This is a genomic window from Pacificoceanicola niger (assembly GCF_048553275.1).
Taxonomy (GTDB): Bacteria; Pseudomonadota; Alphaproteobacteria; order Rhodobacterales; family Rhodobacteraceae; genus Pacificoceanicola.
Genome location: NZ_JBLZMW010000004.1, coordinates 53,994 through 71,860, shown reverse-complemented (window position 1 = coordinate 71,860; position 17,867 = coordinate 53,994). Strand labels below are relative to the sequence as shown.

Sequence of the window (17,867 nt, the reverse complement as noted above, 5' to 3'; positions counted from 1 at the left end):
CTCGCATAAGACATGTCTTTCGAGCCGATGCGCCCCATCGGCTCGGGGCATAACCTCTGAGAAAGAAAGGGTAGAGGATGTTTCAGCTTCTGAAAACGTTTCGGGACGATACGTCCGGAGCCGTGACCGTCGATTGGGTTATCATAACCGCTGCCGTCGTCGGCATGTCGGCCATCTCGTTCTTCGTGATCGAGGACAACTCGAATGCGCTCATGACGTCCGCCGGTGGTGCGATTGCCGCCGAGAACGACTTCTGACCGCGACAAGACTTCCTTACGCGAGAAAGGCTGATCCAGAACGGGGCAGCCTTTTTTCATTTCTAGCAATCAGTTATCCCGTCCTTTTCAGTTGCCAAGACGTGTTCAATTCACACAACAGCCGTGCGCCGGACCTGTTTTGGCCACAATCCTCGGCGAAAAACGGACCGGAATACTCCGCGATGCGGGGACGAACGTGAACCCATGAGGATGAACCATGCGACTTGTATTCGGATTGGTGTTGATAGCGGGGCTGGGGTTGGCCGGCTTTGCCGTCTACATGGCGCAAAACTACATCGGCGCCTATGAAAGTGCGCTTGAGGAAGAGCGAGCCAAAGTGACCGCTGCTGTTCCGACACAGGAAATCTATATCGCGACCCGGCCCCTGGCCTTCGGCGAACAGATCTCTGCGGAGGATGTGGCCCTGGCGCCCTGGCCCACGCAGATCCTGCCCGAAGGCTACTTCGACGAGGCGAATCCCTTCTTCGCCGACAATGAAGGCCCCAGGGTCGCTGTCCGTGCGATGGAAAAGAACGAAGCCCTCGTGGCGGTGAAAGTTTCCGAGCCTGGCGGCGATGCCGGTCTGACCTCGCGACTCGAAAGAGGCCAGCGTGCCTTTGCCATCAAGGTGGACGTCGCCTCCGGCGTGTCCGGCTTCCTGCGCCCCGGTGACCGCGTCGACATCTATTGGACCGGCCGCATTCCGGGCAACGATCCCAACCTGCCCGTGGGTGACGTGACCAAACTGATCCAGACCGGTATCGGCCTTATCGCCATCGACCAGATGGCGCATTCCGACAGCCCCGACGCAACAATTGCCCGCACCGTCACCGTGGCCGCAAGCCCGCAGCAGGTGGCCGCGCTGGCACAGGCGCAATCCACCGGCCGTCTGTCGCTGTCTCTGATGTCGCACAATGACGACACCGTGGCCGAGGCCATCGAGGTCGACCAACGCTCCCTCCTGGGCATTCAGAAGCAGGAGCAGCGCGCCGAAAAATCGCTCGAAGTCTGCACCATCCGGACCAACAAAGGAACGGAGCGGATCGAAATTCCGATCCCCTGCAACTGAGCCAAATCACGATTCACCACGCATGGGCGTCCGGAAACGGGCGCCCGTTTTGCGATACGGCACTGTTGTTTTTTGGCAGCCTGTTGCGCGTTATCCACATAAACGCAACGTACGAAGTCATTGATTCTTGCAACGAAAGGGAAAGTGGCGCATCCTCCCCGGCAATAAGCAGGCAATAGACCTGCATTTTTGAGGCGTGATCGAAAGGCAGGTCACATGACATACGATAGGTTTCTCAAAGCAGCCCTTCTCGGGCTGACCATGGCTGTTGCCCCGGTGGCAGGTCATGTTCAGGCAGAGCAGCTGCGCATTGTGCGAACAGGCACGGAATCGGTACTGAGCGTGCCGATGAACAGGGCAGTCGTGGTTGAAAGTGACGTGCCCTTCGCCGAGCTCTCGATTGCCAACCCGGCCATCGCCGACATCAACTCCCTTTCGGATCGGTCGATCTATGTTCTGGGCAAGACGCCCGGCACCACGACGCTGACCATTCTCGACGCGCAGGGCAATCTGCTCACCAACGTCGATGTGCGGGTCGCGGCGGATGTCACCGAATTCAAGGAGCGGCTGCGCCAGATCCTGCCCGAAGAGCAGATCGAGGTGCGCACCGCCAATGACGGGATCGTCCTGTCCGGGACGGTCTCTTCGACATTGAAGATGCAGCGCGCGCTGGACCTCGCGGAGCGCTACGCCCCTGAACGGGTGTCCAACCTGATGAGTGTTGGCGGCATCCAGCAGGTGATGCTGAAGGTCCGCTTTGCTGAAATGAGCCGCTCGGTCGCAAAGACGCTGCGCGCCTCCATCGGCACCGGCGGGTCTGTTCTGGGCGGGGATCTTGGCCTTGAGATCGGCACCGGCAACGCGTCACCGCTGGCAGATGTGGACACGATCGTCGGCAAGCTGAACCCGCAGTCGGGCTCCAACGCCGCCGAGGGCGCGGTGCTCTTCGGTTTCAACGCCGGTGGCCTCGAAGTGGGCATCCTTCTCGAAGCACTGGAACAGAAAGGTGTCGTGCGTACCCTCGCGGAGCCGAACCTGGTTGCGATTTCCGGTCAGGAAGCAAAATTCCTCGCCGGCGGCGAATTCCCGATCCCGGTCGCCCAACAGGGCGGCATGATTTCGATCGAATACAAACCCTTTGGTGTCGAGCTGAACTTCACCCCCCGCGTGGTGGATGGCGATCTGATCAATCTGGAACTGGAATCAGCGGTTTCGGCGCTCGACTTCGACAATGCCTTCCAGTTTGAGACCATTTCCGCCCCGGCCTTCCGCCGCCGGGAGGCACAGACCACCGTTGAAATGCGCGACGGCGAGAGTTTTGCCATTGCCGGCCTTCTCGAAGACGACTTCCGCGACCTGAACGGTCAGGTGCCATGGCTCGGCGATGTGCCGGTTCTCGGCGCTCTCTTCCGTAGCGCGGAATACGTGCGCGAGCAGTCAGAACTGGTGATCATCGTCACGCCGCACCTTGTGACACCGACAAAAGGCGAAGCCCTGGCGCTTCCGACGGACCGCGTGCGTCCGCCGTCGGAAAAGGATCTCTTCCTGTATGGCCGCGTTGCGAGCGATACCTCCAAGAAAACACCCCGAGGCGCCGCTGGCGAAGTCGCAAAACAAGACTTCAGCGGTTCCTACGGCTATGTGATGGAATAATCAGATGCGGGGACAGCAGATGAGCAGGATCACCATGGCGGGCCTAACGCTTTGCGTGCTGGCCGGATGCAGCGCACAGAGCCGGGATCCGGTCTATGCCTCCTTCAACCGCGAAGCGGGATCGCTGACCGATACCGGCGATTTCGGCTACGCCACGATGAACAACACCCAGTATCAGAACGGCGAGAAACAATACGTCTACGATCTCGGACAGCGATTTGCGACCGAAGTCATGACGACGGTCAACTTCGCCTTCAACAGCGATGCGCTCGATGCCGGGGCCCGCGACACCCTGCGCGAGCAGGCGAACTGGATCCGCCAGTTCCCCGAAGTCCGCTTTAACGTCTATGGCCACACCGACAAGGTCGGCAATGCGGCCTACAACAAGAACCTTGGCTTGCGCCGCGCGAATGCCGTGGTGAATTTCCTTGCATCGCAAGGGGTTGAGCGTTCGCGACTGGAGGCACTGGTCAGTTATGGCGAAACGCAGCCGCTGATCGTCACCGAAGGCAAGGAGCGCCGCAATCGCCGCACCGTGACCGAGGTCTCTGGCTTTGTGGCCGGCCATCCCACGGTCATGGACGGCAAATATGCTGAGGTGGTCTACCGCGAGTATGTCCGCTCCGGCGTGCCGAAGACCGGCCTGACTGGAATCCAGGGCCAGGACTTCCAGACCGAAACCGGCGCGGGCGGCGGTGGCGGCTGATCCTTCGCAAAATGTCAGATCGTTTCCGAAAAGGCCCCCAAGCGGGGCCTTTTTCTTTGCCGACTGTTTCGCGCCACAATTCATAAGCCTCTGAATACAAACAAGTTAACCAAGCTCAACGAAACCTCTCTGTCCAGAAATACCGTACAATTTCGGTTTTTTGGCCAAAATGTTGCCCCGTTTCAGGAGCAGTTTGACCCTCGAAGGATCAGGTCCCGGCATCCGAGTCGGCGCCTACAGGGTCCGGAACTTGGGTGGTTGAGGTTTGTTGGAAGTCGCGCCTGCCCGGGTCCGCTCTGAAAAAACAGGACGTGAGGCATAATGACGAGTACATCTGCATCGGCAACTGACCCGGCCCCGATCGTGGCCTGCACTGTCAGCCGCGACGTCCAGAACTTTGATCTCCTCATCGAGGACATGGAGGCAATCCTGGGAGAGAGCTGGGGGGACCTCGGCTTTGACGAAGCCCTGCCCTTCCTTGGCCAGCCCGACGCCGCCCATCTTGAATTCATCGCCATGGCCATCGACGCCATTGACGAGCCTGATATTGCCAAGCTGGGCAAGATCATCGCAGGCGCCAAGGCGCGCGGCGTGAAGATCGTGCTCATTGCCGAGGATGTCACGCCCTCGGCCCTGCACCAGTTGTTGCGGCTGGGCGCCGACGAGTTCATTCCCTACCCGCTGCCGGAGGGGGAGCTGGCCGCGGCGGTGGAGCGAATCCGCCGCCCCGATCCGGTTCTGCAGGCCGCGCCGCAGGCACAGGGCGTCAAACTCAAGGGCGATGGCGATGGCGTCCTGATCGCGGTGCAATCGCTGGCTGGCGGCGCCGGGGCCTCCACCCTGGCATCAAACCTTGCCTACGAACTGGTCAGCGTCAGCAAGGACAAGCCGCCGCGCGTCTGCCTGATCGACCTTGGACTGCAATTCGGCTCCATCGCGACCTATCTCGACCTGCCCCGCCGCGAGTCGGTGCTTGAACTGCTGTCGGATACCGAATCCATGGACGGCGACAGCTTCGGGCAGGCGCTCGTCAGTTTCGAAGACAAAATGCAGGTCTTCACCTCGCCCGCCGATATTCTGCCGCTCGACATGTTGTCTCCAACCGATGTGCAGCGGCTCCTCGACGTGGCGCGCGAGCACTTTGACTATGTCATCATCGACATGCCGGGCACATTGGTCAACTGGACCGAAACCGTGCTGACCGAAGCGCAGGTCTATTTTGCCATGGTCGAACTCGACATGCGGTCAGCCCAGAACACGCTGCGCCTGAAAAAGGCGCTGATGTCCGAGGACCTGCCCTTCGACAAGCTGCGCTTCATTCTGAACCGCGCACCCAAATTCACCGATCTTCAGGGCAAGGCGCGGGTCAAGCGCATGGCCGACAGCCTCGGGATCGCGCTCGACGTGCAATTCCCCGATGGCGGGAAGGTCGTCATGCAGGCCTGCGATCATGGCCAGCCTCTTGCCAATCACGCGGCAAAAAATCCGCTGCGCAAGGAAATTTCAAAACTGGCCGCGAACTTGCTCGCGCTTGGTAATTCAGACGCAGAAGCGGCTTGAGAGCCCGGGGGTTAAATGTTTTCCAGATATAAGAAACCTCAGATGAAGGGGGCCGTGCCGGTCCAAAAGGATCCGGTCAAGGCCCCCGCGCCCGCCGCGGCGCCCACCGAAAAACCGCATGTAACATCGGCGATCACGACGGCCTCGCGCAAGACCAAGGTCAAAGCGCCCGCATCGACCGCGCCGATGGACAAGGAAAAGAAGCGCAAGGAGCGCCTCGGCGAGGTCAAGCTCGAACTGCACCGCGCGCTTCTCGAAAACCTGAACCTCGCCGCGCTCGATCAGGCCGGCGAAGGCGAGTTGCGCGAAGAAATCAACGCCATCGCCACCGAGTCGCTGCAGGAACGCGGCATCGTGCTGAACCGCGAAGAGCGGCGCGCGATGATCAACGACCTGTATGACGAAGTGAAGGGCCTTGGCCCGCTCGAAACCCTGCTCAAGGACGAGACGGTCTCGGATATTCTCGTCAACGGCCCGCATCAGATCTTTATCGAACAAGAGGGCAAGCTGTCCCTGTCGGACGTCACCTTCAAGGATGAAAAGCACCTGATGCGGATCATCGACAAGATCGTTTCCGCCGTGGGCCGCCGTGTCGACGAATCCAACCCCTATGTCGACGCCCGTCTTCAGGACGGCTCGCGTTTCAACGCCATGGTTCCCCCGATTGCAATCGACGGCTCCCTGGTCTCGATTCGTAAGTTCAAGAAGGACAAGCTGGGCATTGACGACCTGGTCAGGTTCGGCGCCTTTACCGAGGAAATGGCCGTCTATCTGCAGGCTGCCGTCGCCACACGCCTGAACATCATCGTCTCCGGTGGTACGGGTTCGGGTAAAACGACCACGCTCAACGCGCTGTCGTCCTTCATCGACGATGCCGAGCGGATCCTGACGATCGAGGATACGGCGGAACTTCAACTCCAGCAGACCCACGTGGGGCGCATGGAAAGCCGCCCGCCCAACGTCGAAGGCAAGGGCGCGGTCACCCCGCGGGACTGTCTCAAGAACGCCCTGCGGATGCGCCCGGACCGGATCATCGTTGGCGAGACGCGTGGCGAGGAAGTCATCGACATGTTGCAGGCCATGAACACCGGCCACGACGGGTCCATGACCACGATCCACGCCAACAGCGCCCGCGACGGTGTTGCCCGTCTGGAGAACATGATCGCCATGGCCGGTATCGAAATGCCGCTCAAGGCCGTGCGCTCTCAGATTTCGTCGGCTGTAAACCTCATTGTGCAGGCATCCCGTTTGCAGGACGGCTCGCGCCGGATGACCTCGATCACCGAGATCACCGGCATGGAGGGTGACGTGATCTCCATGCAGGAGATCTTTCGCTTCCAACGCGTCGGCCTGACCCCCGACAACAAGATCATCGGCCATTTCACCGCCACCGGCGTGCGTTCGCATTATTCCGAACGTTTCCGGATGTGGGGCTATGACATTCCCGCCTCCATCTACGAACCCTTCAGACCGGAGTAACCTTAATGCTCAGCGCACAACCGATCATCTACGGCATTATCTTCATTGCCGTGTTGGTTCTGGTCGAAGGGGTCTATCTCGTCGCCTTCGGCAAATCCATCAGCCTCAATAACAAGGTCAACCGCCGCCTTGAGATGCTCGACAAGGGCGAAGGCCGCGAGGACGTGCTTGCCAAGCTCCGAAAGGAGATGGACCAGCATATGCAATCGCGTTCGCTGCCGCTCTATTCGGTGCTGGCGGACAAGGCCCAGAAGGCCGCGATCGCCTTTACCCCGCAGCAGCTCATCCTCGTGATGGCCGCAGTCAGCGTCGTCGCCTTTTTCGGCCTGACCATCGGCACCGAGGCGGGCTTTGCCGTGCGGCTGGCGATGGGCGTCGCCATGGGCGTCGGCGGCGTTTACATGTGGGTCAACCACAAGGCCAAGAAGCGCCTGTCGATGATCGAAGAGCAGCTTCCGGACGCCGTCGAACTGATGGTGCGCTCATTGCGCACCGGCTATCCCTTCACATCCGCCATTTCCATCGTCTCGAAGGAAATCAAGGACCCGCTGGCTACCGAATTCGGCATCATCGCGGATGAGGCGACCTACGGCCGTGACATCGGCGAGGCGCTCAAGCACATGGCCGAACGGCTCGACATGCAGGATTTGCGCTTCCTCGCCGTGGCCGTGGCGATCCAGCAACAGGCCGGTGGCAACCTCGCCGAAATCCTCGAAGGTCTGGCCAAGGTGATCCGCGCCCGCTTCCGCCTGTTCCGTAGGGTTAAGGCGATCACCGCCGAGGCGCAATGGTCGGGCAAGTTCCTCTCCGCCTTCCCCCTCGGTGCGCTGGTTTTCATTCAGGTGGCCAAGCCCGATTATTACGACGAAGTGCTCGACCACGAATGGTTCATCCCGGCCTGCTTCATCGTGTTCATCATGCTCGCGCTCAACATGATCGTCATGAAGGCGCTCGTTAATATCAAGGTCTGAAGGGTAACACTTCCATGTTTGATCAACTCAATACCATGATCACCGACATGCTCGGGCCCGCCGGCCCGCTGCTGGTGGTTGCCGGCCTTGCGGCGCTGCTGATCCTGTCGACAATCCCGATGATGCTGCGCTCGAAGCCGGACCCGATGGACAAGCTCCGCAAGTCCGGACAGGAGCGCATGAACGCGGAGACCCGCCAGGTTCTGCGCGAGAAGAAGAAAAACGAGAAGCTGAACAAATACGCACAGTTCCTCGAACCGCAGGACGCCAAGGAACTCTCCGACATCCGCATGAAGCTGCTTCAGGCGGGATATCGGACCAAGGATGCGGTGCAGATCTATTATTTCGCCCAATTCGCCCTCGGGCTTGGTCTGCTCGCCTGCGGCACGGTTTACTTTCTGATGTTCGTCGATGGCGCGTCGGCCACCATGCAGCAAAAGCTGATGTACATTCTCGGTCCCGGCGCCGCAGGCTACATGACGCCGAAATACTGGATCAACAAGCGCGTCGAAAAACGCAAGGACGAGATCCAGTCCGGCTTTCCCGATGCGCTGGACATGATGCTCGTTTGCGTCGAGGCGGGCCAGTCCATGGACCAATCCATTGTCCGCGTGTCCAAGGAGTTGCGCGCCTCCTACCCCGCGCTCGCCGATGAGTATGAAATCATTGCCCACGAGATGAAGGCCGGCAAGGACAAGACCCAGGTGCTGAACGACATGTCGGAACGCTGCGGTGTGCAGGACGTCAGCAGCTTCGTGACCGTGCTCAACCAAGCCCAGACCTTCGGCACCTCGATCTCTGACGCGCTGCGCGTCTATGCCGGGGAAATGCGTGACAAAAGGGTCATGCGCGCCGAAGAAAAGGCAAACCAGCTGCCGACAAAGATGACGCTGACCACTATGATGCTGACGGTGCCGCCGCTGCTGATCATCCTTGTGGGTCCCTCGGCTGTCGGCATCACGCAGATGGGCAGTATCGGACAATAAATCATGACGCTGATCCGCATGGGATCAATTCTTTCGCTGATCGTTCTGGCCGCCTGTTCCGCAGGCGGCCAAGCCGTGCCGGAGGGGCAGGTCTACGCGCCGTCGCTCGACCCGCGCGGCGAGGCCGTCGACGGTCTCGTGGTTGGACATCGCCTGATGGATGCGGGCGAACACGAGCTGGCTTTGGAGGCTTACATCCGCGCCGCCGGCGCCCACGGGATGAACGCCGAGGTGCTCACCGCGCTTGGCTCCGCCAACCTCGCGCTCGGGCGGCTGAATCAGTCGGAAAAGCTCCTGCGCCGCGCCATCGAGGTCGAAGGCGACTGGCCCGAAGCCTGGAACAATCTGGGTGTCGTGCTCATGGAGCGTGGCAAAATTGCCGAAGCGGTCGAAGTATTCCGCCGTGCCTATGCACTCGACAATGGCCAAAACGACTCAATTCGGGACAATCTGCGCTTGGCTCTCGCAAAAATGGACAATTCCAGCTACGATGAGAGTATAGAACAAGAATACAAACTCGTGCGGCGGGGTAGCAGCGTCTACCAGATCACGCTGACAAACGGGTGACACTGAGGCAGAGCAGCAAAAGGACGCAGGAAACATGCGCCAATCCCTGGTTGTGACACTGGCCGTTGCGGGCTTTGCCGCGCTTTCGGCCTGCGAAAAGGGCATCGACAAGGACGCCGTGGACCGTGAGTTCCAGGGCGTCAACGTCATCGACGAAACCAACCTGAACGAAGTGATGCTGACCGTGGGCGACCCGAACGAGGCGGTCTCCTATTTTCAGCGCGCCCTGAGCCAGGACCCCGACCGCATCGACCTGCAGCGCGGCCTCGCGACCTCACTGGTCAAGGCCAAACGCGTGAGCGAGGGCAAGGTCGCCTGGGCCCGCGTCGTCGAGCACAAGGATGCCACCGACAACGACCGCGTCCAACTCGCCGATGTTTTGATCCGCTCCAACGACTGGGATGCGGCGGAGAAGGTGCTCGACTCGATCCCCCCGACCCATGAGACCTACAAGCGCTATCGCCTCGAAGCGATGATCGCCGACGGCAACAAGGAATGGAAAAAGGCGGACAGCTTCTACGAAATCGCCATCGGCCTGACGACGACGCCCGCCAATGTGCTGAACAACTGGGGCTATTCCAAACTGAGCCGTGGCGATTACGCCGAGGCCGAACGCCTGTTCAACGACGCCATCCGACGCGACCGCGATAACTTCACGGCCAAGAACAACCTCGTTCTGGCGCGTGGCGCACAGGGCAACTACACCCTGCCCGTCGTCCCGATGACGCAGAAAGAGCGCGCGGAACTGCTCTATTCCATGGGCCTCGCGGCGATCAAACGCGGCGACACGGAGATCGGCAAAGGTCTCCTGCGCGACGCCATCGACACCCACCCCCAGCACTTCGAAGCCGCCTCCCGCTCGCTCGAAGCGCTCGAATCCACCGTCACACGCTAATTCCGCGCGAGGGCGCCCATGACCATTCCGGCCTTTCAGGCGGCGCTCTTCGCGATCTTCGTGGTGCCGATCTGCATTCTGACCTTCTACGTCGATATGCGCACGAAGAAGATCACCAATGTGACCGTCTGGGCGCTCTTTGCCGTATTCGTGATCATCGGCCTCGCCACCCTGCCGTTCTATGACTTCGCATGGCGCTTTGCGCATTACGCCGTCGTGTTCGCATATGGGCTGCTGCTTTGGTTCTTTCGCCAGATCGGCGCCGGCGACGTCAAGTTCGCCGCCGTTCTGGCGCTCTTCATCCATCCCGGCGACATCCGCATGATGCTCTTTGTCGCCGCGTCGGCCATGCTGGCGGCCACGATCACCGTGCTCCTCGTCCGCTGGACGCCATTGCACCGGCTCGCGCCCGAATGGAAGACCTGGAAAGGCGCGGCAGCCGATACCAAGACCTCGGTGGGCAAAGGCAATCGTTTCACAATCCCCATGGGCACCGGCTTTGCCCTGATGCTCAGCACCTATCTGATCATGGGGGCGCTCTACGGCCGGTAACGCACCGACCAAGAGCCAAAATCAGACTCTCGCGCCGCCCCGGATCATACCAAAGCCACGCCCAAGCCTTCACTGGTCCAAAAATATCTCGGGGGCGTGCGGGGACAGCGCCCCAAAAATCTGACCCGGCAAATCTTCGAAACCGCCAGGCCACGCCGATCAGAAATCGATCGCGAGTCCCTTTTTCTCCCAATCGCCATAGCGCACAGGCTCCGGGCCATCGCGCCCGCCAAGCTCCTTGGGCATGGCGTTCCCATTTTCCTCGGCCTGTTTGCGGCGTGCCTCGGCCTCGGCCAGGGCGCGCTGCGCGGCGGGGGGAAGATCCTTGCGGGTATCAGACATTGGCTTTTCCTCGAACTGCACCATTGATATACGCCTCAGCCATGGCGGGGCAAGCCCGGCGCCCGCAATCCCGACCCCCGGAGACCCAATGAGCAAATCCTTCAGCCCCGCGCGCAAGGGCGCCGTGCAAATCCTGACACAGGTTCTGGGCGAGGCGCGCCCGCTGAGCGAAGCGGCCACACGGCTCGATGCGCTCGAACCGGCCGACCGCGCGGCGGCGCAGCGTCTGGCCGCGGACGTGCTGCGCGGGCTTGAACGGGCCGACCGCGTGTTGAAGCCGCACCTGCGCAAGGCACCGGGGCTGGTGGTGATGAACGCTTTGCGGCTTGGCACGATCGAGCTTTGCGCGGGCGGTGCGGCGCATGGCGTCGTAAACGATCTGGTCAACCTCATCAGCGCAGGCAAGCGGACACAGCAGTTCAAGGGTCTCGTCAACGCCGTGCTGCGCAAGGTCGCCGAAACCGGCCCGACCGAATGGCAAAAACTGCGCATCCCGCGCCTGCCGAAATGGCTGCGCGGCCCGCTGGTCGAGGCTTGGGGGCCGCAGGCCGTCGCCGCCATGGAAGCCGCACACTTCGCCGGCGCACCGCTCGATTTGACGGCAAAGGGCGATCCCGCCGCGCTGGCCGAGGCCACGGGCGGCACCCTCCTGCCCACGGGCTCGGTGCGGCTGAGCGGCGGGCAGGTCAGCGCCCTGCCCGGCTATGACACGGGCGATTTCTGGGTTCAGGACGCGGCGGCCGCGCTCCCGGCCAAGCTGCTGGGCGATGTCACCGGCCTGACCGTGCTGGACATGTGCGCCGCGCCAGGCGGCAAGACCATGCAACTGGCAGCCGCCGGAGCACAGGTCACTGCGCTGGACCTCTCCCATGCCCGCCTCGGACGGGTCGAGGAAAACCTGTCACGCACACGGCTCACCGCGACGCTGGTTGCGGACGACGCGCTGGAGCACGCGGGGGCTTATGACGCCATCCTGCTCGATGCGCCCTGCTCGGCCACCGGAACCATCCGCCGCCATCCCGACCTGCCGCACCTGCATCAGGGCGAGCGCATCGGCGCCTTGATCGGCCTTCAGCAAGACATGCTCGACCACGCGCTGAGCCTGCTCAAACCCGGCGGCCTGCTGGTCTACGCCACCTGCTCGCTGATTCCGGACGAGGGCGAATGCCAGATTGACGAGGCTCTCAAACGCCACACCGGCCTGACTGTCGAACCGCCCGAGGCCGCGTGGATCGAAGAACCGTGGCGCAGCGACGAAGGCGGTCTGCGGTTGCGACCGGATTTCTGGGCCGATCGGGGCGGCATGGACGGCTTTTACATGGCGCGGCTGCGCAAGTCCTGACGCATGGGCGTCAATTTGCGCCCAATCCGACCGCGAAACGCCCCCGCTCAACGCCAATTCCCGCGCAAAGCGCCGCAAGCCGAACAAAGCCACGTGACGCGGGCCGTCGTTAACGGTACATTCACCACAACAACAGCTCCAGAAGGGGCGTGGGTGAGGCGGCACAGCAGGCCGTAAGACAGAGGCAGTGACATGTCCAAGGGGCGGACTTGGCGGGCCAGGCAGGCGCGCTTTCTCAATCGTGTGCACGCGCGTCTTGCGGCGCGGGCGCGTCCGGCCAGGGGCTTTGTCTCGCAGCCGGAACCGCGCACCATCGGCTATTTCGCCCGCGGGCGGCAGTTGTTGGCCGGAAATGTCATGTTTGCCGGGCATCTTCTGGAAGTTCAGGACGCCATCCTCTGGGATCTGGATCTGCCGGACGAGGCTTTTGCCGAAGCGGTGCACGGCTTTGGCTGGCTCGACGATCTCGCTGCCGTGGGCGATGCCAAGGCCCGCAAGCTGGCGCAACAATGGCTCTGGGGCTGGATCGGGCGCTATGGCGGCGGCACCGGGCCGGGCTGGTCGCCGGAGCTGACCGGACGGCGGGTCATCCGCTGGGTGCATCATGCCTTGTTCCTGCTGCGCGGCACCAGCGCCGAAGAGGCCGAAGCCTATTACAAGGCGCTGGCAGCCCAGACCACGTTCCTCGCCCGTCGCTGGCAGGGGGCAAGCCCGGGCCTGCCCCGGTTCGAGGCGCTGACCGGGCTGCTCTACTGCGGCCTGTCGATCGAAGGGATGGAAGAGCGCGCCGAACCGGCCCGCCTCGCGCTGGGGGCGGAATGCGCCCGGCAGGTGGACGATCAGGGCGGCATCCCGACGCGCAATCCCGAAGAACTGCTTGAGGTCTTCACCCTGCTGACCTGGGCGCAGGCGGCGCTGCAGGAGGGTCGCAAGGACCCGGACCCCGCGCATCTCTCCGCGATCAACCGCATCGCCCCGACCCTGCGCGCCCTGCGTCACGCGGATGGCGGGCTGGCGCGGTTTCACGGCGGCGGGCGCGGTCTGGACGGGCGGCTCGATCAGGCGCTCGCCGCGTCGGGCAGCAAGAAGCGACAGACCGACGGCCTCGCCATGGGCTACAGCCGCCTGTCCGCCGGGCGCACCTCGATCATCGTGGATACCGCCGCGCCCCCGGCGGGCAAGGCCTCTTCGCAGGCCCATGCCTCTACCCTGGCCTTCGAGCTGACCTCGGGACGCAGGCCGATGATCGTCAATTGCGGCTCGGGCGCGGAGTTCGGCGCTGACTGGCGCCGGGCCGGCCGCGCCACCCCGTCCCATTCCACCCTGTGTCTTCAGGGCTATTCCAGCTCGCGCCTTGGCCCCGAGCGCTGGATCGGCTTGTCCCGCCGCGAGCTGCTCGAAGACACACCGCGCCATGTGCCGGTGCAGATGGACCACGCGGACGGTGGCTTCCGGCTCGAAGCCGGGCATGACGGCTATGTCGGGCTGCAGGGGCTGACCCATGCCCGCGCGTTCGAACTCAGCCTCGACGGACGCGAGATCAAGGGCGAGGATTACCTCGTCGCCCTCGACGATGCCGCCAACAAGAAGTTCGACAAGGCCATGGACGCGGTCAAGCTCGCGGGCCTGCCCTATGACATCCGCTTTCACCTGCATCCGGAGGTGGATGTGGCGCTGGACATGGGCGGCAACGCCGTCTCGCTGGCGCTGCGGTCGGGCGAAATCTGGGTCTTCCGCTTCTCGGGCAAGGTGGATTTGGCCATCGATCCATCGGTTTATCTCGAAAAGGGCCGAATGCGCCCCCGCGCGAGCAAACAAATCGTTTTATCCGGGCGCGCAATGGATTATGCGACCCGCATCCGCTGGTCTCTGGCCAAGGCGCAGGAGACGGCCACCGCCGTCCGCGATCTGGCCCGTGACGATGCCGAGATGCTGACCTGATCCGAAAACCCCAAGGGGACCTTTGCTGCCATGACTGACCTTTATCCCGTGCGCCGCGCGCTGCTTTCCGTTTCCGACAAGACGGGCCTCACCGACCTTGCCAAGGCGCTTTCCGATCGCGGCGTCGAGCTGCTTTCCACCGGCGGCTCCGCCAAGGCTATTCGGGATGCGGGCATCGCGGTGCGGGACGTCTCCGACGTAACGGGCTTTCCGGAAATGATGGACGGACGGGTCAAGACCCTGCACCCGATGGTGCACGGTGGCCTGCTGGCGCTGCGCGACAACGACGCACACGTGGCCGCCATGGAAGAGCACGGCATCGGCGGCATCGACCTGCTGGTGGTCAACCTTTACCCCTTCGAGGCCGCGCTCGCCCGGGGTGCAGACTATGACGAGATGATCGAGAACATCGACATCGGCGGCCCGGCGATGATCCGCGCCGCGGCCAAGAACCATGCCTTTGTCACCACCGTGGTCGACGTCGAGGACTATGCCCCATTGCTGGCTGAACTGGACGAAAACGACGGCCAGACCTCCTACCGCTTCCGCCAGCGGCTGGCGCAGATCGCCTACGCGCGCACCGGCGCTTATGACGCCGCCGTCAGCACCTGGATGGCCGGCGCAATCGGCGAGGACACCCCGCGCCGCCGCGTCTTTGCCGGCACACTGGCGCAGGGCCTGCGCTACGGCGAAAATCCGCATCAGAAGGCCGCCTTCTACGTTGACGGCTCCGAGCGCCCCGGCATCGCCCGCGCAGAACAACTTCAGGGCAAGGAACTGAGCTACAACAATATCAACGACACCGACGCGGCCTTTGAGCTGGTCTCCGAATTCCTGCCCAAGGACGGCCCCGCCGTGGCGATCATCAAGCACGCCAACCCCTGCGGCGTGGCGCGCGGTGCGACGATCCTCGAAGCCTACCAGAAGGCCTTTGACTGTGACCGCACCTCTGCCTTTGGCGGCATCGTGGCGCTGAACTCCAAGCTGGACGTGGCCACGGCCGAGGCGATCAGCGAGATCTTCACCGAAGTGGTCATCGCCCCCGCCGCCGACGATGCGGCCAAGGAGATCTTTGCCAGGAAAAAGAACCTGCGCCTTCTGGTGACGCCGGGTCTGGCCAACACCGCCGAAGCGGGGCTGAGCTACCGCCAGGTGTCCGGCGGACTGCTCGTGCAGGACAAGGACAACGGCCAGATGGACCTCGATGACCTCAAGGTGGTCACCAAGAAGGCTCCGACCGATGCCCAGATGCGCGACCTGCTCTTCGCGTGGAAGGTGGCCAAGCACGTCAAGTCCAACGCCATCGTCTACGTCAAGGATGGCGCGACCGTGGGCGTCGGTGCCGGCCAGATGAGCCGCGTCGACAGTGCGCTGATCGCCGCCAAGAAGGCCGAGCGCATGGCCGACAGCCTTGGCCTGCCGCAGCCGCTGACCATCGGCTCCGCTGTTGCCTCCGATGCCTTTTTCCCCTTCGCCGATGGCCTTCTGGAAGCCGCCGCTGCGGGCGCCACATGCGTCATCCAGCCGGGCGGCTCGATGCGCGATGACGAGGTGATCAAGGCCGCCGACGAGGCCGGTCTCGCCATGGTTCTGACGGGTATGCGCCACTTCCGGCACTGACGCCGCCGCCCCCGGCGCCTCCGGTCGGAGGCGCCGGGGGGCCGCCTTGAAAAAGGCCTTCACGCGCACGACTTAACGGCCAAAGTGCTTGCGCAACTGGCCCTGTGCCGCCATTCTGTTCAAAAAGGATCAGAGGAATGATCAGGCCGTTCCGCGCATTGACGTTCTGGCTCCTCGCGAGTCTGACACTGGGCCAGGCTGTGTGCGCCCAGCAAGCCGATGTGGTCCTTCGGGATCTGCTCGATGGCGGCGCCGAGACCGAAGACTTTGCCCCTGCCTTTTTGTCCTCGATCCCGGTCGAACAGGCTCGGATGGTGATCAAGCAGGTGCGCGAGCTGATCGGCGAGCCGACGGTGATCGCGGTCGAAGACGGCAATTTCTACATCGAAACCGCGACGCACCGCGCCTCCGGGACAATCCGCCTCGACGAAGAGGGCCTTGTCGAAGCGCTTTGGTTCGCCGCGCCCGAACCTATTCCGCGCGACATGGACACTGCCCTTGCCCAGCTCACTGGTCAGGCCGATCAGGTGTCGTGGCTTGTCATGCGCGACGGGCAAATCCTCAACCAGCATAACGCCGATGCGCCGATGGCTGTCGCCTCCACCTTCAAACTCGGCGTCTTGTCGGTGCTGCAGCAGGACATCAAGGCCGGGAATCGCGCCTGGTCCGACGTGGTTCAGCTGGAAGCGCGGCACAAATCGCTGCCCACCGGCCAGATGCAGACCCTGCCCGACGGCGCGCCGGTGACGCTGCATACGGCGGCGGCGCTGATGATCTCGATCTCCGACAACACCGCCACGGATCTGCTCATCGACGTGCTTGGGCGCGAGCGCGTCGCAGCGGCGATCGGGCTCGACACGATCCTGACGACCCGCGAGTTTTTCGCGCTCAAACTGGATGAAACCACGCAGGCCGAATGGCTCCTTGCCGCTCCGGAAGAACGCCCCGCCATCGCCGCCAAGGCGGCGCAGAACTTGCCGCAGGTCAGCACCGTGCCGCCCTATGTGCCCGGCCTCGAATGGAACGTCCCGCTCAGCCGCCTGTGCGCTTTGATCATGCCGCTGGCGGATCTGCCGCTGATGCAAATCAATCCCGGCCTCGCCGAGCCGCAGAACTGGGCGCGCGTGGCCTACAAGGGCGGCTCTGAACCGGGGGTGACGAACTTCACCACCGCGCTTCTCGATGATGTGGGACGGGAAATCTGCGTGGCGGTCACCTTCAACGGCAAGGAGCCGATCAACATGCTCAGTGCCGCCGCCGCCTATCGGGGCGTGCTGGCGGTTCTGCGCTGAGGGCAGACTCCGGCGTCTCGGCATGGAAAGTCCGGTTTGCAATCCCGCACCATCCCTGTAAACCGCTCCAGAAGCACAAGCAGCAAGGCAAAACGCCGTGGCAAAACGACAGGCAATGCAGGGCATCGGGCTGGTGGGCGGCACCGCCCTTGCAATCTTCATCATCGACCAGCTGACCAAGATCTGGGTCGTCCATGTAATGGATCTCGCCACGCGGCTGAGCATCGACGTGTTGCCGCCATTCCTGAATTTTCGCATGGCGTGGAACTACGGGGTCAACTTCGGCCTGCTCGCCGGCGAAGCGCCCGCGACACGCTGGATCCTGATTTCCGTGGCGATTGGCATCGTGCTGTTCGTTCTGGTCTGGATGCGCCGCGATCCTCCCGGCACGACGGGGCTGATTGCCGCCGGCATGTTGATTGGCGGGGCCATCGGCAACGTCGTCGACCGTGTGCTCTATGGCGCCGTGGCGGACTTTCTCAACATGTCCTGTTGCGGTTTCGACAATCCGTTTGCTTTTAATGTGGCGGATATCGCTATTTTCGTTGGTGCCCTTGGACTCGTGGTCTTTCCGGGCAATAAAAAGGGCGCGTGACGCCGCTCGCCATATGCGCTAAGGCTATGGGCGATTGAAC

General features: G+C 62.8%; 17 protein-coding genes. 16 read left to right on the top strand and 1 reads right to left on the bottom strand.

Annotated elements, in window-relative coordinates; genetic code table 11:
- Positions 1–77: 77 nt before the first annotated feature.
- The 11 genes from ACN2XU_RS07345 to ACN2XU_RS07295 all read left to right on the top strand — a co-directional run bounded on the left by ACN2XU_RS07345 (position 78) and on the right by ACN2XU_RS07295 (position 10,695).
- The gene (locus tag ACN2XU_RS07345; RefSeq protein ID WP_419409769.1) at positions 78–257 is read left to right on the top strand and encodes a hypothetical protein; all 180 of its coding nucleotides are present in this window, start codon (positions 78–80) and stop codon (positions 255–257) included.
- 217 nt (positions 258–474) lie between these two features.
- Positions 475–1,326 (top strand): Flp pilus assembly protein CpaB, encoded by an 852-nt coding sequence (gene cpaB / locus ACN2XU_RS07340; RefSeq protein ID WP_419409768.1) that lies wholly within the window; start codon positions 475–477, stop codon positions 1,324–1,326.
- 216 nt (positions 1,327–1,542) lie between these two features.
- Entirely contained in the window at positions 1,543–2,979 is a 1,437-nt protein-coding gene (locus ACN2XU_RS07335) for a type II and III secretion system protein family protein (RefSeq protein WP_419409767.1), read from the top strand.
- A gap of 19 nt (positions 2,980–2,998) precedes the next feature.
- Positions 2,999–3,685, top strand: coding sequence for an OmpA family protein (locus ACN2XU_RS07330; protein ID WP_419409766.1), 687 nt, complete (start codon positions 2,999–3,001; stop codon positions 3,683–3,685).
- A gap of 321 nt (positions 3,686–4,006) precedes the next feature.
- Positions 4,007–5,245 carry a CpaE/TadZ family protein gene (locus ACN2XU_RS07325; RefSeq protein ID WP_419409765.1) on the top strand — a complete coding sequence of 413 codons (1,239 nt, stop codon included), beginning with the start codon at positions 4,007–4,009 and terminating at the stop codon, positions 5,243–5,245.
- 15 nt (positions 5,246–5,260) lie between these two features.
- The gene (locus ACN2XU_RS07320) at positions 5,261–6,724 is read left to right on the top strand and encodes a TadA family conjugal transfer-associated ATPase (protein ID WP_419409764.1); all 1,464 of its coding nucleotides are present in this window, start codon (positions 5,261–5,263) and stop codon (positions 6,722–6,724) included.
- A 5-nt stretch (positions 6,725–6,729) separates the two neighbouring features.
- Positions 6,730–7,695 (top strand): type II secretion system F family protein, encoded by a 966-nt coding sequence (locus tag ACN2XU_RS07315; protein ID WP_419409763.1) that lies wholly within the window; start codon positions 6,730–6,732, stop codon positions 7,693–7,695.
- A 14-nt stretch (positions 7,696–7,709) separates the two neighbouring features.
- On the top strand, positions 7,710–8,681 hold the full coding sequence (locus ACN2XU_RS07310; protein ID WP_419409762.1) for a type II secretion system F family protein: 972 nt from the start codon (positions 7,710–7,712) through the stop codon (positions 8,679–8,681).
- Positions 8,682–8,684: 3 nt separating this feature from the next.
- Positions 8,685–9,248, top strand: a complete 564-nt coding sequence (locus ACN2XU_RS07305) for a tetratricopeptide repeat protein (protein WP_419409761.1) — start codon at positions 8,685–8,687, stop codon at positions 9,246–9,248.
- Positions 9,249–9,282: 34 nt separating this feature from the next.
- Complete coding sequence (locus tag ACN2XU_RS07300) at positions 9,283–10,143, top strand: tetratricopeptide repeat protein (RefSeq protein ID WP_419409760.1); 861 nt, start codon at positions 9,283–9,285, stop codon at positions 10,141–10,143.
- Positions 10,144–10,161: 18 nt separating this feature from the next.
- Positions 10,162–10,695 (top strand): A24 family peptidase, encoded by a 534-nt coding sequence (locus ACN2XU_RS07295; protein WP_419409759.1) that lies wholly within the window; start codon positions 10,162–10,164, stop codon positions 10,693–10,695.
- Between the two features lie 159 nt (positions 10,696–10,854).
- Here the strand turns inward: ACN2XU_RS07295 and ACN2XU_RS07290 are convergent, their stop codons facing one another.
- Positions 10,855–11,037, bottom strand: a complete 183-nt coding sequence (locus ACN2XU_RS07290; RefSeq protein ID WP_419409758.1) for a DUF1674 domain-containing protein — start codon at positions 11,035–11,037, stop codon at positions 10,855–10,857.
- A gap of 88 nt (positions 11,038–11,125) precedes the next feature.
- On the opposite strand from ACN2XU_RS07290, the gene ACN2XU_RS07285 reads away from it, so the two are divergent.
- The 5 genes from ACN2XU_RS07285 to lspA all read left to right on the top strand — a co-directional run bounded on the left by ACN2XU_RS07285 (position 11,126) and on the right by lspA (position 17,827).
- On the top strand, positions 11,126–12,379 hold the full coding sequence (locus ACN2XU_RS07285) for an RsmB/NOP family class I SAM-dependent RNA methyltransferase (RefSeq protein WP_419409757.1): 1,254 nt from the start codon (positions 11,126–11,128) through the stop codon (positions 12,377–12,379).
- 192 nt (positions 12,380–12,571) lie between these two features.
- Positions 12,572–14,320, top strand: a complete 1,749-nt coding sequence (locus ACN2XU_RS07280) for a heparinase II/III family protein (RefSeq protein ID WP_419409756.1) — start codon at positions 12,572–12,574, stop codon at positions 14,318–14,320.
- Positions 14,321–14,350: 30 nt separating this feature from the next.
- Positions 14,351–15,940, top strand: coding sequence for a bifunctional phosphoribosylaminoimidazolecarboxamide formyltransferase/IMP cyclohydrolase (purH, locus tag ACN2XU_RS07275; RefSeq protein ID WP_419409755.1), 1,590 nt, complete (start codon positions 14,351–14,353; stop codon positions 15,938–15,940).
- A gap of 137 nt (positions 15,941–16,077) precedes the next feature.
- On the top strand, positions 16,078–17,232 hold the full coding sequence (locus ACN2XU_RS07270; RefSeq protein ID WP_419409754.1) for a serine hydrolase: 1,155 nt from the start codon (positions 16,078–16,080) through the stop codon (positions 17,230–17,232).
- A 115-nt stretch (positions 17,233–17,347) separates the two neighbouring features.
- The gene (gene lspA / locus ACN2XU_RS07265) at positions 17,348–17,827 is read left to right on the top strand and encodes a signal peptidase II (protein ID WP_419409992.1); all 480 of its coding nucleotides are present in this window, start codon (positions 17,348–17,350) and stop codon (positions 17,825–17,827) included.
- The last annotated feature ends 40 nt before the right edge of the window (positions 17,828–17,867 follow it).